Raw genomic sequence first — 25,331 nt, forward strand, 5'->3', positions numbered from 1 at the left:
GGATGCCGCCTCCGCATTCCGCGGCCTGGACGGCCGACGGGCGGGGCGCCGGACCGCCCGAGCCTGCCGACGGGCTCCGGATCGCAGATGTCGCCCTACACGAAGGCGAATCCGGGATGGGCGCGCACCTCGTCGAGATTCGCCGGACTGCCCGCGTACGTGAGCTTGTCGAGCACCGTGACCGACACATCGGCGGGCCCCTGCGGGCCGAGGACCGTACGGACGTAGTGCGAGCCGATGAAACCGCGATCTGCATCTTGCTGTGATCGCCGCGTACGAGCCGGTGGGCCGAGGGGTTGCGGGGGCCCGGGCTCACGTGGAGGGCACGGTCGATGATCTCGCTGCTCGAATCGACCGTGCCCTCCATCAGCTGCTCGGCAGCCGGTGTCCTTCCAGTACCGTTCCTGAGGCTGTTGGCCGGGTGAACGGAACTCGTGAGCGAAGCTACGCACAGCACAACCGTACGCGCCGCTCCCGCACGTAACGTCCCGTCAGGAACGGACCGGCGTACCCCGTACCGTGCCCTTCGCCATCCGGCGCAGTTTGCGGACCACGCGCCGGGCGAAGGACACCTTGGGCCTCGCACCCTTGGGGACGGTGATACGGACCCCGCCCACCCACTCCGCCACCGTCACCGCGAACATCTCGTCGGGTACGCCCGCCGCCTTGTCGCCGAAGTGCGGATACGCGAGGTACGGCTTGCCCGCGGAACCCCTGCGGACGATGTCGGGCACCGCCTTGCTCCGCATGAACTCCAGGTGGTCGGCCAGGAGATCCGCCCGGCCCTCGGCGACGTAATGCATCCGCAGTCGCTCGGGGACCTTCAGCCGGCGCGCGACGCCGGGCGACCAGTACTTGTCCATGAGCGGCTTGGCCAGCTCCATCTTGTGCTGCCGTGTCGCGGTCTTCAGCTTCAGCCAGCGCGGGTCGAACTGCGGCAGCAGGGTGATCACGAACGGACGGATCATCAGCTCGTCGCGCTTCTCCCCCGGCGGGAAGAACTTCGCGATCAGGTCCATCAGGGCGGTCGCCGAGTCGAACCGCATCGCGTAACTGCCGCTCTGTGTGATGTGCTTGCCGTCGTCGCGGCGCACGATGTAGAGGCAGGTGTAGTCGGCGACGATCGAGACCCCGGCGCTGCGAACATACGCTTCGAGGGTGAAGCGCGCGTCCTCGCCGGTGTACAGCTGCTGGTCGAAGCGCATGCTGTGCCGCTCCAACAGCTCGCGCCGGAAGAGCTTCTCCGCGCTGAGCGTGAATTTGATGTTGGACGAGAAGAGGTCCGTACGCTCCAGAGTGCGGCCGAACATGGACTTGGGCGCACCCCGCCCGATGCCTTCGATTTTGCCCAGCACCACGTCCGTGCCATTGCGGTCGGCCATCGCGACCATCCGCTCCAGGGCCTCCCCACCCAGGTAGTCGTCGGCGTCGAGGAAGAAGACATAGCGCCCGCGCGCCATGCTCAGCCCGACGTTGCGCGGCTTGCTGGGGCCCCCGGAGTTCTCCTGGTGGACCACCCTCGTGGCGACCTTGGACTTGGCGGCGAATTCGTCGAGATAGTCTCCGGTCCCGTCGGTCGAGCCGTCGTTGACGGCCACGATCTCTATGCGGTCCGCACCCAGCGTCTGGGCTTCGACCGACTCCAGGCAGGGGATCAGGTACGGCATTGCTTCGTATGCCCCGACGATCACGGTCACGTCGGGGATTTCACTGGCAGCCAGGCCTGTCACATTCTCGTTCATCGACATCCAAGACAGTCGGCACATGGGTGCGGGTTGTTCACCAACCGTACTTTTCCACGTGACGCTCACCACAGCGCACCGCAGAGCGGCCCGGCAAAACGTCTTAAATGACGTTCTACCGGGCCGGTTCTATACCGCTATCTGGTTGTCAGTCAGTGCCGGAGGGTCAGCCCGCCACCGTCGAATCGACGTCGGCCGACTCGCTGCCGGTCAGGTCACCGGTGCTTGAGTCACCGTCGACCGGGTCGCCGGTCGCCTCCGGCGCCGAGTCGCTCGGCTCCGCCGCGGCGGCCAGCTCGACGCCCATGCGCTGCGCGACACCCTGGTTGCGGGCCTCGGACTTGTCCGCCAGGGCCCGTACGGCGTCGTTGAACTGGACGATGGACGCGGGCTCGTCGGGACCGAGGAGGTACGCCTTCAGCTCACGCCGTGCGTCCGCCAGCAGATCGGCGCTCTCGCCGCCCGTGATGGCGGCGAGCAGCTCGTCGAGCTGGGCCGCACTGTTCGAGAGGATCACGGCGGCCCGTACAGCGGTGTTCTGCTGCTTGAACTCCTCGACGCCCAGCTCCGCGGAGTCGGTCACCGCGTACGGCTTGCCGCTCGCGATGAAGTCCGACACGACGCTGGAGATGTCCGAGACCATGCCGTCCGACTCGTTGAAGCAGTCGTACAGACGCGGCTCGGCACCGGTGATGACCCGGTGCTCCCACCAGCCGAAGGAACGCCAGTACGCCGCGTTCCACTCGTCCTTGAGCTGCGCCAGCTCCGCCTCGCGGGCCGGGTCGGCCAGCGCGTCGCGGGACGTCTCGGCCTCGTCCTTGCCGGTCGGCTTCGCCTTGCCCCTGCCCTTGGCACCGAGCTCGCCCAGGCGTGCCTCGATACGGGCCAGTTCGGCAGTCGCCGCGCTCTGCTCCGCCTGGAGCTCCGCCGCGTCCTTCGCCCAGCGGGCGTCGGTGGCGCGCTCGGCGGCCGCCGCCTCCACCATCGCGGTGATACGGGCGTGTACGGCCTTGGCCTGGGGGCTGCGGGTGCCGGTGAAGGGGTGCGGCTTGTACAGCACCCTTACGGGCTCCTGGGCCTCCAGGAGGCGCCTGACGATGTTCTCGCCGGCCAGCAGGATCGAGGTGTTGCCCGGGTTGTCGTCCCAGCCCTCCCAAGTGGGGGCGTACAGGACGGTCGGGACCGGGTTCTTCGGCGTACCGGTCCAGGTCTGGATGGGGGCGAGCTGGGGGCGGCCCACCTCCACGATGTCCTCGTCGCGTACGCCGACGTCGGCGAGGGCGTAGCGGTCGCGGCCTGCCCGGCCAGCGCTCCACACCTCGTCGTACACCTTGCTGAAGGGGTTGATGCTCGCGACCTTGTCGCTGTCGCCGTGGCCGATGAAGACGTGCTTCATGGTGGGGACGCGCAGCATGTGGATGTTCTTGCCGACGTTGGCGGCGTAGAGCGCGACACGGACCGTGGAGAGGTCCATGTTCATCAGATGCGTGGCGCTCGGGACGCAGAGAACCGGCACGGAGGTCGGGCCGAGCTGGCCCACGATGTGGCGCTCGCGCAGGACGATCAGCGGCCTGCCCTCGACCTGCTTCATCGTGTCGAGCCACATGTTGACCTGGTACGCCGAGTCCCGGGAGCCGGAGAAGTACAGGACCGTGGTCGGCCGGTACTCGCGCAGCCACTCGTCGACGCCCTGGAGGACGGTGTCCACGGCCGGTACCCGGCGGTTCCGCCGCAGGTACGGCAGCAGCGCGGCGACGTAGCCGATCGCCAGGGCGACGGTGAGGCCGAGGCCGACGTAACCGAAGACGTCCTTGCCGCTCTGGACCGCGATCAGGACGCCCGTGAAGCCGAAGATGTCGAGGTGCAGCATCTTCTCGGCGGATCGGTTCAGCAGCCGCCGCGGCGGGGCCGACGGGATGCGCAGCATGCCGAGGTCGATGTTGCGGGTGACCACCGGCATCTTGCGGCGCAGCCGGACCAGCGTCACAAGCGCGCCGTGCGGGGCCTGGAGGCCGTAGAACAGCAGAAGGGAGGCGATCGTCAAGTAGAAGATCGTCTGCTCGGCGAGCTGCATGCGGGCGAGCAACAGGATCAGCAGCAGCTGGCGTACCAGGAAGCGGATCGACAGACCCGCGCGCACCTTGCCGAGGCGATTGATCAGGTAGCTACCACGCTGGTGCAGATGCTGGTCCGCGACATACGTCGCGGCGACGGCGGCCGCGAAGATCCAGAGGTTCGGGATCAGGGCGGCGAGCATGATGCACGGATACCCGAGCCCGATGACTGCGGCGGCGGCCAGCTCGGATCCGCTGCCCACACGGGCGAGACGGATGGCGGTCGAAATCACGAAGAACCTGCTCCAGAGGGTGCCGGCTATTTACGGTGCTAATTACGGTGCAAATGTGAAGCCGAGCTCCACGAACTCGGGCCTCTGCAGGTCGCTGCTGGCGACTACAGAGGCCCGAATCAGTCAAGGATTGTCAAGGAGTATTACACATCTGCCTGACGGTCCAGGACGGCGGCCAGCGCCTGCTCGAAGCCGGAAGCCTCGGAGGCCCCACGGGTCGGGTCGACCTGCCGTACGTCGATGACGTGACCCGTCAGCTCGGAGAGCAGTACGTCCAGCGACGTACGGGCCACGGCTTCGGAGGACAGCAGCGAGCCCGCGGGCTCGTCGCCGAACGCCTTGGTGCGCATGGGGGTCGCCGTGCGCTCCGGGTTGACGCAGTTGACGCGTACGCCGTCGCCCGCCCACTCGTCCGCGAGGGCCTGGGTGAGGTTCACCATGGCGGCCTTCGTGGAGGAGTAGAGGCTGTACTCGGCGCGGCCGCGGGTGTAGCTGCTGGACGTGTAGAGCAGCAGCTGGCCCTTGGTCTCGGCGAGGTACTTGTGCGAGGCGCGGGCGATCTGGACGGGGGCCAGGTAGTTGACGTTCAGCGCTTCCTGGATGGTCGTGTTGTCCGTCTCGGCGAGCTTGCCGATGCGGAGCACGCCCGCCGTGTTGATCACGTAGTCGATACGGCCGGTCTCCGAGTACGCCTTCGACAGGGCGTCGTCGACGTGCTCGGGGTTCTCGACGTGCGTACCGGTGGTGGAGCGGCCCAGTGCGTACACCTTGGCGCCGTACTGCTCGGCGAGGGTCGCGATGTCCGCGCCGATGCCGTACGAGCCGCCGAAGACGACCAACGTCTTGCCGGCGAGGAGCTCGCGGTACGCGGCCTCGTCGGCCTGCTGCGGGGCTGCGGTGGAGGCGAGCTGGAACAGCTTGTCGGCGATGAAGACGTCGACGGGCTGCGTCACCTTCATGTTGTACTCGTCGCCCGCGACGACGTAGATCGGCACGTCCGGCAGGTACTTCAGTACGACCGAGCAGTCGTCGGTGGCCTGGAAGTTCGGGTCACCGGCCGCGACCTCGTACGCCTTGCGGATGGTCGACAGCTTGAAGGCCTGCGGGGTCTGGCCGCGGCGCAGCCGGGACCGGTCCGGGACCTCGGTGATGAACTCGCCGTCGCCGCCGTGCGTACGCGTCACGATGATCGTGTCCGCGGACGGGATGGCGACGTCGACCGCGTCGTAGCGCTCCAGCGCGTCGACGCAGTCCTGGATCACACGCTGTGACAGGAGGGGCCGCACGGCGTCGTGGAAGAGGACGTTGCGGTCCTCGCCGTCGAGGAGGCCCTCGCCGAGCGCGGAGATGGCGCGCTCGGTGGTCTCGTTGCGCGTCGTACCGCCCTCGATGATCTTCGTGACCTTGGTGAGACCGGCCTTGGCGACGATCTTCTCGACGTCGGGAACGTAACCCGGCGCCATCAACACGATGATGTCGTCGATGCCTTCTGCCTGCTCGAAGATCGACAGCGTGTGCTCGATGACCGCCTTGCCTGCGATCTTCAGCAGCTGCTTGGGGATCGACAGACCCACACGCTGACCGGTACCACCGGCGAGCACGACTGCTGTGGTTCGGGGCTTCGCTATGGGCTGCACAGACACAGACGACCTACCTTGCGAGGGCTGGGAGACAGGCTGATGGTCGCACTCTCCGTGACCGTCTCGCAAGGTGGACGTCGTTCTGCCGACATCTGTGCGAAACCGCAGGTGTGCGTGGGGTACATGCGGGGGTTGGTGGCCGCTGCGCACTGCACGGTGACAGATGCCACAGGCGCCGGCGGCGCGGTTCCCCTCCCCGCCCCTTCCCGGCAGCCGCAAAATGTCACAGCCGGGAAGGGGCGGGGAGGGGAGAAGCCCCGCAGGGCCCACCGCCTAGAAGGGGTCGAACTCGTCGTACTCGCGCTGTGCGTCGTCGCGCGCCGCCTCGCGGTCCCTGCGGCGTGTCGCCGCCGGGCGCGGGGCTTCGAGGCGGTGGTCCTCGCCGCGACGGCCGAGCATCTCCGCGCCCGCCATCATCGTCGGCTCCCAGTCGAAGACGACCGCGTTCTCCTCTTCACCGATCGCGACCGCGTCACCCGCACGCGCACCGGCCTTCATCAGCCTGTCCTCGACACCGAGGCGGCTGAGGCGGTCCGCGAGGTAACCCACGGCCTCGTCGTTGCTGAAGTCGGTCTGGCGCACCCAGCGCTCCGGCTTCTCGCCGCGCACGCGGAAGACGCCGTCCTCCTCCGTGACTGTGAAGCCCGCGTCGTCGACGGCCTTCGGGCGGATGACGATGCGGGTCGCCTCCTCCTTCGGCTTCGCCGCACGCGCCTTGGCGACGACCTCGGCGAGCGCGAAGGACAGCTCCTTGAGGCCAGTACGCGCGACCGCGGACACCTCGAAGACGCGGTAGCCGCGCGCCTCCAGGTCCGGGCGGATCATGTCCGCGAGGTCCTGACCGTCCGGGATGTCGATCTTGTTGAGGACCACCACACGCGGCCGGTCGCCCAGGCCGCCGTACTGCGCCAGCTCCTCCTCGATGACATCGAGGTCGGTCAGCGGGTCACGGTCGGACTCCAGCGTCGCCGTGTCCAGTACGTGCACGAGCACCGAGCAGCGCTCCACGTGCCGCAGGAACTCCAGGCCCAGGCCACGGCCCTGGCTCGCGCCCGGGATCAGGCCGGGGACGTCCGCGATCGTGTAGACGGTCGAGCCCGCCGTGACGACGCCGAGGTTCGGTACGAGCGTGGTGAAGGGGTAGTCCGCGATCTTCGGCTTGGCCGCGCTCAGCACCGAGATCAGCGAGGACTTGCCGGCGCTCGGGTAGCCGACCAGCGCCACGTCGGCGACGGTCTTGAGCTCCAGGACGATGTCGCCGCCCTTGCCCGGCTCACCGAGCAGCGCGAAGCCGGGCGCCTTGCGGCGGGCCGAGGCCAGCGCCGCGTTGCCGAGGCCGCCGCGGCCGCCCTCACCGGCGACGTAGGTGGTGCCGTGGCCGACCATGTCGGCCAGGACGTTGCCGTCCTTGTCGAGGACGACGGTGCCGTCGGGAACCGGCAGGACCAGGTCCTGGCCGTCCTTGCCGGAGCGGTTGTCGCCCGCGCCGGGCTGGCCGTTGGTGGCCTTGCGGTGGGGGCTGTGGTGATAGTCGAGCAGCGTGGTCACGGACTGGTCGACGACGAGGGTGACGTCGCCGCCACGCCCGCCGTTGCCGCCGTCCGGACCGCCCAGCGGCTTGAACTTCTCACGGTGTACGGAGGCGCAGCCGTGGCCTCCGTTACCCGCGGCGACATGCAGTTCGACGCGGTCCACGAAGGTGGTCATGGGTGGGTCCTCCAGTACATACGGAAATGTCTACATACGTAACGCGCCAAGGGCGGCCGCGCTTCCCCGTCACCCGGGAAAGCGCGTCCGCCCTCGGAAAGTGCTGTGCGTACCGCTCGACGAAAGCCGGAATTACTCGGCGATCGGAACGATGTTCACAACCTTGCGGCCACGGTGCGTGCCGAACTCGACCGCACCTGCGGCGAGAGCGAACAGCGTGTCGTCGCCACCACGGCCGACGCCCGTGCCCGGGTGGAAGTGGGTGCCGCGCTGGCGGACCAGGATCTCACCGGCGTTGACGGCCTGACCGCCGAAGCGCTTCACGCCGAGCCGCTGGGCATTGGAATCGCGACCGTTCCGAGTGGACGATGCGCCCTTCTTGTGTGCCATGTCTCAGTCCCTTTACTTCGCAGCCGTGGGGATACCGGTGACCTTGATCGCCGTGTACTGCTGGCGGTGACCCTGGCGACGGCGGTAGCCGGTCTTGTTCTTGTACCGAAGGATGTCGATCTTGGCACCCTTGTGGTGGTCCACGACCTCGGCGGTGACCTTGATGCCGGCCAGGACCCACGGGTCGCTGGTGACGGAGTCGCCGTCGACCACGAGCAGGGTCGAGAGCTCGACCGTGTCGCCAACATTGGCCGTGGGAATCTTGTCAACCTCAACGATGTCGTCGACAGCAACCTTGTGCTGGCGACCACCGCTGCGCACGATGGCGTACACGCGGATCTCTCTTTCGCTCGGAACGGGACCCCTGATGCCAGCCGCTCGCACGGGCCGGGGCCCGCGACGAATCCGAATGGACGAGCGGCCTCTAACAGCACACCTGAGGAGTGCTGGAAGGGAGATGCTCAGGAGATGGCGTGCATAAAAACACGCCGACGGTCAAGAGTACGGGCCCCCGGCAGGGAGGGTCAAACCGGGTCCGCCGGGTCACTCCCCCACGAGGTCACTCCCCCGCGGCCGTCTCCAGCATCCGGTCCACCACCCGGGCGGCGGCGCGGCCGTCCGAGGGCTCGCAGAAGTCCTTCACGAACCGCTCGTACTTCTCCTTGTACTCCGCCGACACCGAATCGATGTTCCTGATCGCGTCGACCAGGTCCTCGGACGTCTTGAGCAGCGGCCCCGGAGCGCGCTCCGTGAAGTCGAAGTAGAAGCCGCGCAGTGTGTCCCTGTAGTGCTCCAGGTCGTAGGTGAAGAAGAGCATCGGGCGGCCCGAGTGCGCGAAGTCGAACAGCACCGACGAGTAGTCGGTGATCAGGACGTCGGCGATCAGATACAGGTCGGCAATGTCGGGGTACGCCGCCACGTCGTAGACGAAGCCCTGCCCGGCGCCGGGGATGCTGTCCAGGACCTTGTTGTGCTTGCGGTAGAGGAAGACGTGGTCGTCGCCGAGCGCCTTTTCGGCCGCCGTCAGGTCGACCTGCTGGTCGAGCTTGAAGCGCTTGCCGCCGTAGCGCTGGTCGTCGCGCCAGGTCGGGGCATACAGCACGACCTTCTTCCCGTCCGGAATCCCCAGCTGCTCGCGCACGCGCGCCGCCGCCTTCACTCGGTCCTCGGCGTGGAAGACGTCGTTGCGCGGGTAACCGGCCTCCAGCACCTCGCACTTGAGCTGGAAGGCGTGGGTCATGATCGGGGTCGTGAACGCGTTCGGCGACACGAACATGCTGAACTGCCGCGAGCGCTGGGGCAGGCTGGCGATGTAGGCGAGGTTCGCCTTCGGGGTGCCCAGCAGGTCCGCGCCGATGCGCTTGAGCGGCGTACCGTGCCACGTCTGTACGACGATCTGGCCCTCACGGCGCGTGAACCAGTCGTTGATGCCGACATTGGTCACGACGTACCGGCTGCGCGCCAGCGCCTCGTACCACTCCTGGCTGCCCCACGCGACGCCGCGCACCCCGGCGGGCAGGACCGCCTGCTGGTCGGCGACGACGGCGATGTGCTCCACGTCGGCGCCGCGCCGCACCAGCTCCTGGTACACGGCCCGGGGCGAGTCGGAGAACTGCTTGCCGCCGAAGCTGTTGTAGAGCACGGCCTCGCGCAGCGGGAGCTGCTGCTGCGCCGGGTAGTGGACGTCGCGGAGCTGCCGCTGCCGGTAGCCGCCGCGCACCTGCGGGCTCAGCGCCGATCCCGAGCGCAGGAAGAAGCGGTCGAAGAAGCGCCGGTCCACGGTGTACTTGCGGTGCTCGCCCTTGTGGGCGAGGGGCAGCGCGGCGACGAGGTCGGGGCGGATCGTCACCGGGATGTCGTTGGCGTGGTCCCACTCGCTCGCGGCGCGGAAGGCGAAGTACCAGCGCCCGCTGCGCAGCGGAAGCGTCCCGTCGTACGTCGGCATCGCGTCCGGCGCGACGAGCGCGGAGAACCGGCCGTCGGCGACCGTGAGGGGAAGCGCCTTGTCCTCGTGGCGCGTGCCGTGCCTGAGGATGAGCCGCATCGGCTCCTCGCTGCCGGAGCCACTGCCCGAGCCGCTGCCCGAGTACGAGCCTTCGAGGGCGAGTTCACCGTCCGCGGTCCAGTGCATCCGGTCGACCACCGGCTGTACGACCCTGGCCTGGAGGAAGAAGGTGCCGGCCCCATCCGTGTGCGCGGCCAGCTCCTGGCCGCCGCCCAGCGGGTACGTACCGGTCCGCATCGCATCGGCGACGGTGGCGCGGCGGGTGGTGCCGTCGGCGAAGACCACGGAGGCCCGGAAGTTCTGCACCTTCTTGGGCCGCACGCCGTCGACGGGCAGATCCGCGAAGGGGATGCACGCCGTGGTCCGCGCCCAGCCGTCCCCGTAACTGCCCTCCTGAGCCTCCAGCGGGTACTCGTGGACCGTCTTGGAGGCGGCGTGCGTGACGCGCAGCGCTGCGGGCCGCCTCGCCTCGGGGGTCTTCGGCCGGGACCGCAGCGTCACCGCCACACCGTCCCGTACGGCCTCATGGGCCTCGACCTCCACCGGGACCACATCCACGGTGAGCTGGAAGCGGCCGCTCTTGAAGCCCGCCACCACCCGTACACCGCCGTCGAAGACCTGCACCTGGCTGTGCCCCGCGCGGCCCGCGTCGCTCTTGCGCACCCGCCCGACGGAGAGCCCGCCGGGCCGGGGTATGCCGATGCCGAGGGCCCAGGTGCCCGGCTGCCAGCGGCCGCGGGAGCGCAGCCGCCTGGGGTCGATGACGATCTCGAAGCCCGCCCAGTCGTAGCAGTGCAGGCCGCCCTTGGCGGATGCGGTGGCGCGGGGCTCCAGGACCGTTTTCAGCTTGAGCGGGACGCTGCCTCCGCCGCCCTCCCCGCGGAGTCCGGCGATGCGGAGGGAGCGCTTGCCGGTCGCGGCCGGGGCGTTGGGCACGTACGCGTAACCGCGGAGGATCAGGCGGCCGTCCTGCCACACCATGTCGGTCAGCTTGCTGCGCATGGGCAGTTCACGCCGGCTGAGGTTGCGCGCCTGCGGCGGCAGTGGGCCCAGTTCCACACCCGGCAGTTCGATCCGGGCCTGTCTGAGGCCCTTGACCCGGTAGACCCCCGGGTTCTGTCTCTCGTACCGCAGGGCCTCGACGAGCTCCTCCGCGCGGCCCTGCGCGGCCAGGTGCCACTGGATCCGGCTGACCGGCGGGAACTTCGCCACCTTCCTGGGATCGGCCTTCGCCATGAATTCCTTCGCCTCGGCGAGGAATGCGGCACGGTCCGCGGCGGAAGCTTCCGGGAAGTACTTCATGTTCCGGCTCAGCTGGGCGGGGACGGTACCGACAGAGGTGGAGGCCATGGGCGACGAGCCTTTCAGGGAAAACTGGAGGTAAACCCCAGGGAAAGAAATCGCAGACAAGACTCCTCAGGCAGGTGAAAGGTTGCATCGGCCTCTTGGGCGGACACATCGACAGCAGACACGCGGACAGCTGACACATGAACAGCCGTGTGGGCTGCCCCGGAAGTGAATCCGGGACAGCCCACACGGCTGTGTTGCGCTGGACGCGACCGAAGGTCAGTCCTCGGTCGGAGCCGAGACGGACGGCGCCGACTGCTCCGCCGCCGCGGTCTTCTTGGAAGCCGACGCCTTCTTGGCCGTCGTCTTCTTCGCCGTGGTCTTCTTGGCGGCCGTCTTCTTCGCGGCGGTCGCCTTGGTGGCGGTCGCCGCCTTCTTGGTGGTGGCCTTCTTGGCGGTCTTACGAACCGCCTTCTTGGCCGGGGCCGCGACCTCGGCTTCGGAGCCGACTTCAGCGGCCTCCGCCTTGGCCACCGGCTCCTCGGCCTTGGCCTCAGCCTTGACCTCGGCCTTGGCCTCCGGGGCCTCGGGCGCGGTCTCGACCACGAGCACGGCCGCTTCCTCCGCGCCCTTCGGCGAACCTGCGGGCGCGGTGGCCTTGCGGGTCGCACGACGGCGCGCACGCGGCGGAGCCGCCGCTGCGGGCGCCTCGGCCACCGGGGCCTCGACCACGGGCTCCGCGGCCTTCGGCTCCTCGACCACCGGGGCCGGGGCTGCGACCTGCGCCTCCTCGACGACGACCGGCTCGACGACGACAGCCTCGGCCGACGCCTCGGCGGCCTTCGGCGCACCGGCCGGGGCCGTCGCCTTCCGGGTCGCACGACGGCGCGTACGGACCGGGACGGCCTCCGGCTGCGGCTCGGCCGCAGGCTCCGTCACCGCTTCGGGCTCCGGTGCGGCCTCGGGCTCCGGCACACTCACCGGCTCCTGAACCTGGACCGGGACGGCCGCCTTGGGCGCACCGGCCGGAGCCGTCGCCTTGCGCGACGCCCTGCGGCGCGAACGCCCGCGTCCCGCAGCCGCCTCGGCCTCCGCCGGGCTGCTGTACAGCTCCTCGTCCGGTACGAACTCGGGCTCGGCGAGCGCCACGGGCGCGGCCGCCTCGGCAGCCACCTCGGCCTCGGTCTCGACCTCTGCCTCGATCAGCTCGACGTGCTCGTGCTCCGGCTCCGCCGCACCGCCACGGCCGCGCTTCTTGGCGCGCTTGCCACCGCCACCGGCGGTGGTCGGCTGCTCCATGTGCACGATCACGCCGCGCCCGTTGCAGTGGACGCAGGTCTCGGAGAAGGACTCCAGCAGACCCTGGCCCACCCGCTTACGGGTCATCTGGACCAGGCCCAGCGACGTGACCTCGGCGACCTGGTGCTTCGTACGGTCGCGTCCCAGGCACTCCAGCAGGCGCCGCAGCACCAGATCGCGGTTGGACTCCAGGACCATGTCGATGAAGTCGATGACGACGATGCCGCCCAGGTCGCGCAGCCGCAGCTGGCGCACGATCTCCTCGGCCGCCTCCAGGTTGTTCCTGGTGACGGTCTCTTCGAGGTTGCCGCCCTGACCGGTGAACTTGCCGGTGTTGACGTCGACGACGACCATCGCCTCGGTCTTGTCGATGACCAGCGAGCCGCCGCTCGGCAGGTAGACCTTGCGGTCCAGTGCCTTCATCAGCTGCTCGTCGATCCGGTACGTCGCGAAGACGTCGACCTCGGAGGTCCAGCGCGAGATCCGGTCCGTCAGGTCGGGGGCGACGTGCGCGACGTAACCGTGGATGGTGTCCCACGCGTCGTTGCCGCTGACGATGACCTTCGAGAAGTCCTCGTTGAAGATGTCCCGGACCACGCGGACGGTCATGTCCGGCTCGCCGTAGAGCAGAGTCGGGGCGCTGGTCGCGCCGGTGCTCTTGGACTTCTTCTGGATGTCTTCCCACTGCTGCTGCAGACGCTCGACGTCGCGGCGCAGCTCGTCCTCGCTCGCACCCTCGGCGGCGGTACGGACGATGACGCCCGCGTCCTCGGGGACGATCTTCTTGAGGATGGTCTTCAGACGCGCGCGCTCGGTGTCGGGCAGCTTGCGGCTGATGCCGGTCATCGAGCCCTCGGGCACGTAGACCAGGTAGCGGCCGGGCAGCGAGACCTGGCTGGTGAGGCGGGCGCCCTTGTGGCCGATCGGGTCCTTCGTGACCTGCACGAGGACCGACTGGCCGGACTTCAGGGCACTTTCGATGCGGCGGGGGCCGTGGCCCATGCCCAGCGCGTCGAAGTTGACCTCACCGGCGTACAGGACGGCGTTGCGGCCCTTGCCGATGTCGACGAAGGCTGCCTCCATCGACGGCAGTACGTTCTGGACCTTGCCCAGGTAGACGTTGCCGACGTACGAGGTCGCCTGCTCCTTGTTGACGTAGTGCTCGACGAGGATGTTGTCCTCGAGCACACCGATCTGCGTGCGGTCGCCGTTCTGACGGACGACCATCACACGCTCGACGGCCTCGCGGCGTGCCAGGAACTCGGCCTCGGTGATGATCGGGACGCGTCGGCGGCCCTGCTCACGACCTTCGCGGCGGCGCTGCTTCTTCGCCTCCATACGGGTCGAGCCCTTGATGGACTGGACCTCGTCGAAGCCGGTGCCGGGCTCGCGCTCGGCCTCCTTCTTGCGCGGCTCGCGGACCTTGACGACCGTACGCTCCGGGTCGTCGACGCCGTTCTCGGCAGCCTCCGTACCCGCGTCACCACTACGGCGGCGACGGCGACGACGGCGACGGCTGGACGCGGAACCCGCACCCGCCTGCTCGTCCTCGTCCTCCTCGGCCCGCTCTTCCTCTTCGGCCTCGCGCTCGGCGACAGCCTCGGCCGCCTCCTCCGTCTCCTCAGCGCGCTCGTCCTCGTCGGAGGGCTCGCCACGACGACGGCGACGGCCACCACGGCGACGGCGACGGGCCCTGCGGTCCTCGGCCTCCTCCGACTCGTCGGTTTCGGCCGGCTCGGCCTCCTCCTCGACCTCGGGCGCGGTCTCGACGACACGCTCGGCGCGCTCCGGGCGCTCTTCCTCGGCGGCCTCACCACGACGGCGGCGACGGCGGCCGCGCGCCGGGCCCTGAGGGGCGGGCGGGGCCTCGACGACCGTCTCCTCCGCCTCCTCTTCCTCTACGATGTCCTCGATGTACTCGGGCTCCTTCGCCCGGGCGGCAGCGGCAGCCGCAGCCGTCTCCGGGGTCTGGAACATCGGCTCGGTGAAGACCGGGGCCTGGAACACGGCGACAGCGGGACGCGCCGCACGGCGGCGCGAACGCGCCGGCTCCTCGGCGGCGGGCTCGGCGGCCTTCGGGGCGGCAGCCTTCGGGGCGGCAGCCTTCGGCGCAGCGACCTTCGGGGCAGCGGCCTCGGCGGTCACGGCAGCCTCGTCGGCCGCCTTGCGACCGGCGCGACGACGCGGCGTACGGCCACGCGGTGCCTCCTCCGCCTCGGCGGCGGGAGCCACGGGCTCGGCCGGGGCGGCCTCCTCGGCGGCGGGCTCTTCGGCCTTGGGCGCACCGGCGGGCGCGGTGGCCTTGCGCGTCGCACGACGGCGACCACGGCCACGCGGCGCCTCCTCGGCGACGGCCTCGGGCGCTTCGGCAACCTCGGCGACCTCGGACACGGCGACGGGCACCTCGGCCTCGGCCTCGATTTCGGCCTCGGCGGGCTTCGGCGCACCGGCAGGCGCGGTCGCCTTACGGGTGGCACGGCGACGCGTACGAGCCGGCGGAGCCACCTCGGCGCTCTCGTCTGCGGCTACGACCTCGGCCGGAGCCTGGACTTCGACCTCTGCCTCGGGCGCGGCCTCGGCTTCAGCGGCCTTGGGCGCACCGGCGGGCGCAGTGGCCTTACGGGTCGCACGGCGACGCGTACGAGCCGGCGGTGCGGTCTCCTCGGCGGCAGCGCTCTCGTCGGCGGCAGCCACAGGGGCCGCAGCCGTCTCTTCCGCCTCCTGCACCTCGGCCTCTGTACTCTCGGCGGGCTGGGGCGCCCCGGCGGGCGCGGTCGCCTTACGGGTGGCGCGGCGACGCGGGCGCGCGGGCGGCGTCGGCTCAGTGGTCTCGTTGATGTCGCTGGTGTCGCTCACAGCACTCTCTCCGGCCGGTATGGCCGGAGCCGCGGCCTCTGTACTCTCGGCGGGCTGGGCGGTCACTGCGGCCTTCGTGTCACCGGACGGAGGTCCGGCAGGACGCGAAGCCGCGCGGCGCCGACGACGCGGCGGCAGCGTGTCGCTGGGCGAATGGTTGTTGTCAGTGTCCCCGGCGGTACGCGCGGTACCTTCCGAGGGCTCAGTGGAACTGATCGGCTCAAGCATTGCGGGCGGTTCTCCCGTCACGCTCCCGGGCGCCACACCTGATTCCGGTCCGGTCCGGTCCGCGCGATGAGCGCAGTACCGCCGTCCGGGGCGCGGGCGCCGCACGGGAGCTGTTGTCTAGCTCGCCGGTTCCGTACGCGTTGTACGCACGGCCTGGCGAAAGTCTTCTGGTCAGTGCGCTGCCCGACCCAGGTGGCTCCCGAGTACCAGGGCTGCGCTACGACGACCGTCCTACGCGGAACCTGCACCATCCGGCGCCGTCGCGGCGGTCAGTCCGGCGGCCATGGGTGGGGCGGCCGTGACTGCCTCGCGGTCGGGCGCGAGCGGGTCGGTCACCGTGCCGGACTCCTCGTCGAAGAGCCCCTGCGCCAGCCTGGTCACCGCTGCGGGGACCGGCGGCGCCAGGTCGGCCACAGCTCGGAGACCGGACAGGACGTCGTCGGGTCGAACGGCGGGTGTCAAATGCCGAACAACCAGCCGCAGTATCGCACAGGGCCCGTCCCCCGGCCTATCGGCCGCTGGACGGATGGCCTGCAGATCTGCCACGGCACTCCGTGCGTCGAAGGTCCGCATGCCGTTTTTCGCGCGGCGCTGGACCTCGACGCTCTCGGCTGCGAGGAAGGCCTCGACGGCCTTCTCCGCGTCCTCGGGAGCGACGCCGTCGAGGCGCATCTCCCATACGGAGGCCTGCAGCCGGTCGGCGAGACCCGACGTACGGGCCTCGACGGCGTCGGTGACGTCGAGCCCGGCCGGCAGCGACTCATTGAGCAGCTCGCGCAGCTCGTCGGGGTCGCGCGTGGCAGTCAGCGCGATTTCGAGGTACTCGGCCTCGCTGCCCGTGCCGGTGGGTGCGGCATTGGCGTACGAGACCTTCGGGTGCGGGGTGAAGCCTGCCGAGTAGGCCATGGGCACCTCGGCGCGGCGCAGCGCCCGCTCGAATGCGCGCTGGAAGTCGCGGTGACTGGTGAACCGGAGGCGGCCGCGCTTGGTGTAGCGCAGTCGGATGCGCTGCACCGCCGGTGCGGGCGGCGGGCCTTCGGGCTGTCGCTTGCCCAGTGGTTCTTCTCCTCGTGCGGGGCGGCGCGCTCTCCGCGCGCCACCCTCCGGCGTGGGATGTCCCCTCGCGTCCCGACCGCCCGGCTCACCCCTGCCTGCGCAGGGAGATCACGGACGCGGGTGCCGCGCTGGGGGCAGTCGTCTTACTACCCAGAGTACGCGCAGCAGCCGCAACCAGTTCCCCGCCCTGGTCCGGCCCCGGTGGCGAGCGGCTCGGGCGCAAGCCTTTTCCCCACCCCGCCCCTTCCCAGACCTGGGGCTCCGCCCCAGACCCCGGTCCTCAAACTCCCCCAAGGACTACGTCCAGGGGGGACCCCCAGGCTGAAAGATCAGTCCGACCGGGGGGCTGGGGGCTTGCCACCAGTCCGGGAAGGGGCGGGGAAGGGACCAAGCCCCCGCAAGGCCCGCCCCACTCAGGGCCGAGCCGCCCCCGGACCCTGCGCCGGATCCACGCCCGGACCGACGCTCGGCGGCGCACTCGCGTCCCCGCCGCCCACACCCCGCGGCTCAGCCGCCCACGTATCTCCCGGGCCCCCGACAACCGCCCGCCACGCATCCCGCCGAGCCCGCCGCACCGTTTCCCGCGCGGAGCGCAGCGCGCCGCGCGCCGCCCGGCCCGCTTCGAGGGACGCCCGCTTCACCGGCGCCCAGATCGTGTCGCGGACCCAGTGCCCCACCGGGGTACAAACGCCGAGCCACACCGACCGCACCGGCCGCCCGACCAGATTCCACCCGAGCCACTTCAGTACGCGCCCGACGGCCCGCGAGATGTACCCGGCGATGCGCCACGCGTGCCCGAACGCGGCGGCCAGCTCGCGCCCGACCGGCACCACGACCCGGCGCCAAACCCAGGCCACGGGCGTCACGAGCAGCGTCATGACGCACCACGCCAACGCCGTCCACAGCGCGCGCCCCACCGGCGCGAGCACGTACTGCCACAGCGCCACCCACGGCCACACGAACACCGCCTTGCCCAGCCAGGCGAGCACCCGCCCGATCCCAATTGCCAGCCACGCGACCGCTCGTCCGATCCCAACCGCAACCCACGCGAGCGCGCGTCCCACCGGGGTGAGCACCTGCGCGTACAGCCAGGCCAGCGGCGTCACGACGAAGGTCATGACCAGCCAGGTAACCGCCACGCCCACGATGCGCCCGAGCCAGGCCAGACCGTGCCCGACGGGCGTCAGCAGCCAGCGGTACACCCACACCGCCGGCACCACGATCCCGTACCGCACCACCGGCACCACGACGTACTTCCAGAGCACGATCCACGGCAGGACCAGCACCGCGTAGGCGACGTACGCGAGCGCCTTCCCGACGGGGACGAGGACGTTCTCGTACAGCCACAACAGCGGTACCACCAGCAGCACTTGGCCCAGCCGGCCCAGCCCCCGCCCTGTCGCCTTCGCGCAGACGACCAGCAGGTCCCAGACCATCCGCACGGGAACGACCAGGACCAGCACGACGATCCGCACCGGGATCCTGATGACGGCCGTCAGGCAGCCTTCCGCCTGCTCGGGCCCCTGCCGGACAGGCTCGTGCCGGGCAGGCTCGTGCCGCGCCGGCGGCTGCTTTTCGAAATCCATGTCGGTCTCTCCCCGTGTTCTCCCCAGCAAGGACGCATCAGTCCGCCGTCCGGATCCACCATCAGGGCTTTCCTTGCCGTGCGTTGTGCCAGGTCCGGTGCAAGTGCAAGTGCAAGTACACGCGAAGGCCCGGCCCCGGGAGCTCCCGGGGCCGGGCCTTCACCTCACAACTACTTGACGACCGTCAGCGGCAGCAGCTTCTTGCCCGTCGGGCCGATCTGGATCTGCGTGTCCATCTGCGGGCAGACGCCACAGTCGAAGCACGGCGTCCAGCGGCAGTCCTCGACCTCGGTCTCGTCGAGCGAGTCCTGCCAGTCCTCCCAGAGCCAGTCCTTGTCGAGACCGGAGTCCAGGTGGTCCCAGGGCAGGACTTCCTCGTACGTGCGCTCACGCGTCGTGTACCAGTCGACGTCCACGCCGAAGTCCGGCAGCGTCTTCGCGGCGGCGTCCATCCACCTGTCGTACGAGAAGTGCTCGCGCCAGCCGTCGAAGCGGCCGCCGCCCTCGTAGACCGCGCGGATGACCGAACCGATGCGCCGGTCACCGCGCGAGAGCAGGCCCTCGACGATGCCGGGCTTGCCGTCGTGGTAGCGGAAACCGATCGAGCGGCCGTACTTCTTGTCGCCGCGGATCTTGTCGCGCAGCTTCTCCAGCCGCGCGTCCGTCTCCTCCGCCGACAGCTGCGGCGCCCACTGGAACGGGGTGTGCGGCTTCGGCACGAATCCGCCGATGGAGACGGTGCAGCGGATGTCGTTCTGGCCGGACACCTTGCGGCCCTCGGCGATGACCTTGACGGCCATGTCGCCGATCTGGAGGACGTCCTCGTCGGTCTCGGTCGGCAGGCCGCACATGAAGTACAGCTTCACCTGGCGCCAGCCGTTGCCGTACGCCGTGGAGACCGTCCGGATGAGGTCCTCTTCCGAGACCATCTTGTTGATGACCTTGCGGATGCGCTCGGATCCGCCCTCGGGCGCGAACGTCAGACCCGAGCGACGGCCGTTGCGCGTCAGCTCGTTGGCGAGGTCGATGTTGAACGCGTCCACGCGGGTCGACGGCAGCGAAAGACCGATCTTGTCTTCCTCGTACCGGTCGGCCAGGCCCTTCGCGACGTCGGCGATCTCGGTGTGGTCCGCGGACGACAGCGAGAGCAGGCCGACCTCCTCGAAGCCCGTCGCCTTGAGACCCTTCTCGACCATGTCGCCGATGCCGGTGATGCTTCGCTCCCGCACGGGGCGCGTGATCATGCCGGCCTGGCAGAAACGGCAGCCGCGGGTGCAGCCGCGGAAGATCTCGACGGACATCCGCTCGTGGACGGTCTCGGCGAGGGGGACGAGGGGCTGCTTGGGGTACGGCCACTCGTCGAGGTCCATGACGGTGTGCTTGGAGACGCGCCACGGCACGCCCGACTTGTTCGGTACGACGCGGCCGATACGTCCGTCCGGCAGGTACTCGACGTCGTAGAAGCGCGGGACGTAGACGCCGCCGGTCTTGGACAGCCGGAACAGCACCTCGTCGCGGCCGCCGGGACGGCCTTCGGCCTTCCATGCGCGGACGATCTCGGTGATCTCCAGGACGGCCTGCTCGCCGTCGCCGATCACGGCGCAGTCGATGAAGTCCGCGATGGGCTCGGGGTTGAAGGCGGCATGTCCGCCCGCGAGCACGATCGGGTCGTCGAGCGTGCGGTCCTTGGACTCCAGCGGGATGCCCGCCAGGTCCAAGGCGGTGAGCATGTTGGTGTAGCCGAGCTCGGTGGAGAAGGAGAGACCGAAGACGTCGAAGGCCTTCACCGGCCGGTGCGCGTCCACCGTGAACTGCGGGACCTTGTGCTCACGCATGAGCTCCTCAAGGTCCGGCCACACGCTGTAGGTGCGCTCGGCGAGGACGCCGTCACGCTCGTTCAGTACCTCGTAAAGGATCATGACGCCCTGGTTGGGCAGCCCGACCTCGTACGCGTCCGGGTACATCAGGGCCCAGCGCACATCGCAGGCGTCCCAGTCCTTGACGGTGGAGTTGAGCTCTCCACCGACGTACTGGATGGGCTTCTGCACATGCGGCAGGAGGGCTTCCAGGCGTGGGAAGACCGACTCGACAGGCATCGTGGTGTCTCTCGTGAGCGGGCAAAGGGGTGACCATCAAGCGTACCCCGGTGGTCACCCCCTCAGATCCGCCCGCGGATCCACCCTCGGGCCAGCCTCGGACCCGCCTCAAACGGCCCGCAGATCCGCGCGCAGTTCCTGCCGCGAAGCCCGCTCCCACACCTCCGGCAGCTCCCGCTCGCGCGCGGCGGCGTCCGCCTCCTCCTGTCCGTACATAAGTCCCCAGGTGAACGCCGTCTCGCCCGCCGCGTGCGCCTGTACCGCCAGGTTTCGCAGGGCGTCGCGGGCCACGACGCTGTCCTGGTGATCGCCCAGTACGGTCTGGACGGCCTTCATGCGCTTCGCGAAACGTTTCGCCGGCTTGCCCAGCGCCGGGCAGGCCGCCTCCGCCGCATACCGGGCGCGCTTGGCGGCCTTGCGGGCCTCGTGCATGGCCAGGTCGCGGTCGTGGCCGGGCGGGACCGACAGTGCGTGCTCCACGCGGGCGGCCAGGCGGGCGTAGTCCCGGAGGACCGCCTTGGGGATCAGCTTCGCGGCCGGTCGCGCCGCAGCCGGGAGAAGCGGCGGGTCGGCCAGCAGGGCGTGCAGGGTCGTGAGCAGGTCCAGGTGGCGCCGGCTGTCGAGTACGGCGATGCTCTTGCGGCGCGATCCGGTGCGGCGGGACACGGACCGCAGGCGGCCGCGCACCGGGCCGAGGAGGAGGGGCCTGGGGAGGGCGGCGATGCGGGTCTGGAGGCGGTCGTTCAGGACCTCGTGGTCGCGGTCGACGCCCAGCTCCCCGGCCAGCCACTTGAGTTCCTCGGCGATCGGGTCGGTGACGGTCCGGTCGAGGACTTTCTTGTACGTACGCAATGCGCTGCGCAGGCGGCGGGTGGCGACGCGCAGCTGGTGCACGGAGTCGGGCAGGTCGCGCCGTACAGCGGGGTCGTACGCGACGATGGCGTCGACCTGCTCGCGGAGGTACGCGAGGACATGGTCGCCCGCGGTGTCGGGCGCGGTCTTCCGCTGCTTCTTCTCCTTCTCCGGCTTCGGCCCTGGCGCCGTGTCCGCCAGGGCCCTGGCCAGCTTGGACGCCGAGGATGCCCGGCGCACGCCCGCCTTGCGGAGTCTCTTCTCCACGGCGTCGAGGAAGGCGGGGTCGCCGCCGTCGGCGAGTTCGACCTCGATCTCGGTCCAGCGGGCCGTGCCGCCGTCCCCGTCGAGCCGCTCCGCGGTGACGGAGTCGACGCTGACCTCGGCGAGCAGTTCACCGCGCGCGTCGAGGAGGTGGCGGACGTCGCGGGAGGAGAGGAGCCGTACGACGGGGACGACGAGGTCGTCGCGGGTGCGGGAGCGGATCAGGCCCGCCAGCGAGCGCGGGATCGCGTCGGCCAGCGGGGCGCGGATCTCGTCGCGTACGTCCGGGGAGACCGGAAGCTTGAGGTGCCAGCCGGCGTCGTCGCCGCCGGTGCGGCGGCGCAGGGTGATGGAGTCGGCGGCGAGCCGCAGGTCGTGCGTGTCGTAGTAGACGGCGTCGAGTTCCGCGACGCCCTTGTCCGGAACGGACGAGACCCCGGCCACCCTGGTCAGGTCGGGCAACGGGGTCTCGCCGGTGGCCCGGGCCTCGGCATCGGCTTCGTACTTCCGCTCGATCTCGCGCTTAGTGTCCGCCATGTACCGAATCTAGACGCGAATCGGGCATCCGTGCAGGGGGCAGGGGCCGGGACCTACGCCGACAGCGGGCGCTGCACTCTGATCGACTGGAGCAGTCCGATCGCGACCCAGACCGCGAACATCGACGACCCGCCGTACGAGACGAACGGCAGCGGCAGGCCCGCCACCGGCATGATGCCCAGCGTCATGCCGATGTTCTCGAAGGACTGGAAGGCGAACCAGGCGATGATGCCGCCGGCGACGATCGTGCCGTAGAGCTCGGTCGTCTCGCGCGCGATGCGGCACGCACGCCACAGCACCACGCCCAGCAGCAGCAGGATCAGCCCGGCGCCGACGAAGCCGAGCTCTTCGCCGGCGACGGTGAAGACGAAGTCGGTCTGCTGTTCGGGGACGAACTGTCCCGTGGTCTGGCTGCCCTTGAAGAGGCCGGTGCCTGTGAGGCCGCCGGAGCCGATCGCGATGCGCGCCTGGTTGGTGTTGTAGCCGACGCCCGCCGGGTCGAGTTCCGGGTTGGCGAAGGCGGCGAAGCGGTTGATCTGGTACTCGTCGAGCAGGCCGAGCTGCCAGACGAGGACCGCGCCGAACCCGCCCGTGCCGAGCAGGCCGAGCACCCAGCGGTTGGACGCGCCGGAGGCGAGCAGCACGCCGAGGATGATCACCGCGATGACCATGACCGAGCCGAGGTCGGGCATGAGCATGATGACGACGATCGGTACGACGGAGAGGCCGAGCGCCTTGACGACCGTGCGGTGGTCCGGATGCAGCTGGTCGCCCGCGTCGACGCGGGCCGCGAGCAGCATCGCCATGACCAGGATGATCGTGATCTTGGTGAACTCGGAGGGCTGGAGGGAGAATCCGCCGCCGAGCACGATCCACGCGTGCGCGCCGTTGACAGTCGCGCCGAGCGGGGTGAGTACGGCCAGGACCAGCACCACGGACAGGCCGTACAGGACGGGGACCGCGCCGCGCAGGGTGCGGTGTCCCAGCCAGATGGTGCCGATCATCAGGGCGAGACCGATACCGGTGTTGAGGATGTGCCTGACGAGGAAGTACGACGGGTCGCCGTGGTTGAGCGAGTCGCGGCCGCGGGTCGCGGACCAGACGAGCAGCGCGCCGAGGACGGACAGCGCGAGCGCCGACCAGAGCAGCGGCCAGTCGAGCCTGCGCAGCATGGAGTCGCGGGCGGTGAGCCTGGCGAGTGCGCCGCGGTCGGGGGTGTACCGCTGGACGGAGAAACCGTGAGGGCCGGCCATCAGTCGCCACTCCTGCCGATAGCGATCTGCTTGTCCGCGGCCGGGTCCTTGGGCTTCTCGGGTACGTACGGCCTGATCTCCGGGGCGTCGATGGAGCCGTCCGTATCGATCTTCGGGAGGGCCTTCTGCGGCTTGGGGAGCAGGGCCTTCTTCGGGTTGATCTCGCCGTCGTCACTGACGCCGTAGAGGGCGTCGTAGATGTTGCGTACGGCGGGGCCGGAGGCGCCGGAGCCCGTACCACCCTGGGAGATCGTCATGACGATCGTGTAGTCGTCGGTGTAGGTCGCGAACCACGAGGTGGTCTGCTTGCCGTAGACCTGGGCGGTGCCGGTCTTGGCCCGCATCGGGATCTTGTCCTGCGGCCAGCCGCCGAACCGCCAGGCGGCGGTGCCGCCGGGCTCGACGACGGAGCGCAGGCCCTTGTCGAGGTCTCGAATGGTTTCGGCGTCGACCGGCAGCTTGCTGTGGGCCTTGGGCTTGATCTCCTCGATCCTCTTGCCGTCGGGGCTGATCACGGCCTTGCCGATGGTGGGGTTGTAGAGGGTGCCGCCGTTGCTGATGGCGGAGTAGGCGGTGGCCAGCTGAATGGGGGTGATGAGAACGTCGCCCTGGCCGATGGCGAAGTTGATGCTGTCAAAGGCCTTCAGCTGGTTGCCTTCGAGGCAGCTCTCGTAGGCAATCTTCTCGACGTAGGTGCCGCCCTTCTTGCCCTGCTTGCACCAGGCGTCCTTGTTGGCTTCCCAGAAGTTCTGCTTCCACTTGCGGTCGGGGATGCGGCCCTTGACCTCATTCGGCAGGTCGATGCCGGTCTCGCCACCGAATCCGAAGTCATGGGCGGTCCGGTAGAACCAGTCGTGGGCGTTCTTCTTCGGCTTTATGCCGCCGTCACGCTTCCACTCCTCGTGGCCGAGACGGTAGAAGACGGTGTTGCAGGAGAACTTGAGGGCGTCACCGAGGGAGATGGGGCCGTGCCCCTTGGACTCGAAGTTCGCGAAGCTCCGGTTGCCCATGCTGTAGGAACTGCTGCAGTTGTAGCGGTTGTCGAAGGGGTGGCCGGCCCGCACGGCCGCGCTCGCCGACACCACCTTGAAGACTGAGCCGGCGGGTGCCTGGCCCTGGATGGACCGGTTGAGCAGCGGGTAGTTGGAGTTCTTGTCGGTGAGCCTGGCGTACTCCTTGCCGGAGATGCCGCCGATCCAGGCGTTGGGGTCGTAGTCGGGCTGGGAGGCCATCGAGACGACGCGGCCGGTCTTGGACTCCATGACGACGACGGCGCCCGCGTCGGCCTCGTACTTGCGGCCGGTGATCTTGTCGGTCTCCTTCCGGACGGTTTTCATCGCCTGGTGGAGCTCGTACTCGGCGACGGCCTGGACCCGGGCGTCGAGGCTGGTGACGACGCTGGAGCCGGGCTCCGCCGGGTCGTTCTCCGCCTCGCCCATGACGCGGCCGAGGTTGTCGACCTCGTAGCGGGTGACGCCGGCCTTGCCGCGCAGTTCCTTGTCGTACGTACGCTCAAGTCCGGAGCGGCCGACCATGTCGGAGCGCAGGTACGGCGACGGGCCGTCCTTCGCCTTCTCGATCTCCTCGTCGGTGACCGGCGAGAGGTAGCCGAGGACCTGGGCGGTCTTGGCCTTGCCCGGGGCGGTGTAGCGGCGTACGGCGGTGGGCTCTGCGGTGATGCCGGGGAAGTCCTCGGCGCGCTCGCGGATCTGGAGGGCCTGCTTGGTGGTGGCCTCGTCGGTGACGGGGATCGGCTGGTAGGGCGAGCCGTTCCAGCAGGGCTGGGGGGTCTTGGAGTCGCAGAGCCTGACCTTGTACGCGACGTCCTTCGGCTTCATGCCGAGGACTTGGGCGAGGCGGGCCAGTACGGCCTTGCCGTCGTCCTTCATCTTCATCAGCTCGGTGCGGCTGGCGGAGACGACGAGGCGGGTCTCGTTGTCGGCGAGCGGCACGCCGCGGGCGTCGAGGATCGAGCCGCGGACGGCGGGCTGGACGACCTGCTGGACGCCGTTGCTGGCGGCTTCGGCGGTGTACTCGTCGCCGTTGCGGATCTGGATGTACCAGAGGCGGCCGCCGAGGGTCAGGAGGAGCGAGAAGACGAGGACCTGGATGATGATGAGCCGGATCTGGACCCGGGGGGTCCGGCCGGTCTCGGGGATGTTACTCACGTGGCCCCCCACAGAATG

Annotated in this window: 14 protein-coding genes and 1 pseudogene; all 15 read right to left on the reverse strand. The window is 69.7% G+C overall.

Annotation, left to right across the window (positions count from 1 at the left end; translation table 11 throughout):
- Positions 1–98: 98 nt before the first annotated feature.
- Positions 99–239 (reverse strand): annotated as a pseudogene (locus J7I98_RS04645) (dTDP-glucose 4,6-dehydratase); the annotation flags it as partial.
- 252 nt (positions 240–491) lie between these two features.
- Positions 492–1,748 (reverse strand): glycosyltransferase family 2 protein, encoded by a 1,257-nt coding sequence (locus tag J7I98_RS04650; protein WP_251020097.1) that lies wholly within the window; start codon positions 1,746–1,748, stop codon positions 492–494.
- A gap of 160 nt (positions 1,749–1,908) precedes the next feature.
- A complete protein-coding gene (locus J7I98_RS04655; protein WP_308377669.1) occupies positions 1,909–4,089 on the reverse strand; it encodes a hypothetical protein in 2,181 nt (726 codons plus the stop codon).
- Between the two features lie 143 nt (positions 4,090–4,232).
- Positions 4,233–5,732, reverse strand: coding sequence for a bifunctional cytidylyltransferase/SDR family oxidoreductase (locus J7I98_RS04660; protein ID WP_214918377.1), 1,500 nt, complete (start codon positions 5,730–5,732; stop codon positions 4,233–4,235).
- A 270-nt stretch (positions 5,733–6,002) separates the two neighbouring features.
- Positions 6,003–7,436, reverse strand: a complete 1,434-nt coding sequence (gene obgE, locus J7I98_RS04665; RefSeq protein WP_214918392.1) for a GTPase ObgE — start codon at positions 7,434–7,436, stop codon at positions 6,003–6,005.
- A 132-nt stretch (positions 7,437–7,568) separates the two neighbouring features.
- On the reverse strand, positions 7,569–7,826 hold the full coding sequence (gene rpmA, locus J7I98_RS04670; protein ID WP_028813462.1) for a 50S ribosomal protein L27: 258 nt from the start codon (positions 7,824–7,826) through the stop codon (positions 7,569–7,571).
- 12 nt (positions 7,827–7,838) lie between these two features.
- Positions 7,839–8,159, reverse strand: a complete 321-nt coding sequence (gene rplU / locus J7I98_RS04675; protein ID WP_214918395.1) for a 50S ribosomal protein L21 — start codon at positions 8,157–8,159, stop codon at positions 7,839–7,841.
- 226 nt (positions 8,160–8,385) lie between these two features.
- Positions 8,386–11,181 carry a CDP-glycerol glycerophosphotransferase family protein gene (locus J7I98_RS04680; RefSeq protein ID WP_251020098.1) on the reverse strand — a complete coding sequence of 932 codons (2,796 nt, stop codon included), beginning with the start codon at positions 11,179–11,181 and terminating at the stop codon, positions 8,386–8,388.
- A gap of 216 nt (positions 11,182–11,397) precedes the next feature.
- The gene (locus tag J7I98_RS04685; RefSeq protein ID WP_214918398.1) at positions 11,398–15,501 is read right to left on the reverse strand and encodes an Rne/Rng family ribonuclease; all 4,104 of its coding nucleotides are present in this window, start codon (positions 15,499–15,501) and stop codon (positions 11,398–11,400) included.
- A 231-nt stretch (positions 15,502–15,732) separates the two neighbouring features.
- On the reverse strand, positions 15,733–16,515 hold the full coding sequence (locus J7I98_RS04690) for a TIGR03936 family radical SAM-associated protein (protein WP_214918401.1): 783 nt from the start codon (positions 16,513–16,515) through the stop codon (positions 15,733–15,735).
- Between the two features lie 455 nt (positions 16,516–16,970).
- Positions 16,971–18,143: a hypothetical protein gene (locus J7I98_RS04695; protein WP_214918415.1), complete on the reverse strand. Its 1,173-nt coding sequence runs from the start codon at positions 18,141–18,143 to the stop codon at positions 16,971–16,973.
- A gap of 170 nt (positions 18,144–18,313) precedes the next feature.
- Complete coding sequence (locus J7I98_RS04700; protein WP_214918417.1) at positions 18,314–20,239, reverse strand: TIGR03960 family B12-binding radical SAM protein; 1,926 nt, start codon at positions 20,237–20,239, stop codon at positions 18,314–18,316.
- A 108-nt stretch (positions 20,240–20,347) separates the two neighbouring features.
- Entirely contained in the window at positions 20,348–21,892 is a 1,545-nt protein-coding gene (locus tag J7I98_RS04705; protein WP_214918420.1) for a CYTH and CHAD domain-containing protein, read from the reverse strand.
- Between the two features lie 53 nt (positions 21,893–21,945).
- Positions 21,946–23,145: a rod shape-determining protein RodA gene (rodA, locus tag J7I98_RS04710; RefSeq protein ID WP_214918434.1), complete on the reverse strand. Its 1,200-nt coding sequence runs from the start codon at positions 23,143–23,145 to the stop codon at positions 21,946–21,948.
- A complete protein-coding gene (gene mrdA / locus J7I98_RS04715; protein ID WP_214918438.1) occupies positions 23,145–25,313 on the reverse strand; it encodes a penicillin-binding protein 2 in 2,169 nt (722 codons plus the stop codon). The genes rodA and mrdA overlap by 1 nt, the downstream gene beginning before the upstream one ends.
- Between the last annotated feature and the right edge of the window lie 18 nt (positions 25,314–25,331).

The sequence above is a fragment of the Streptomyces sp. ISL-98 genome (assembly GCF_018614055.1).
GTDB lineage: Bacteria > Actinomycetota > Actinomycetes > Streptomycetales > Streptomycetaceae > Streptomyces > Streptomyces spiramyceticus.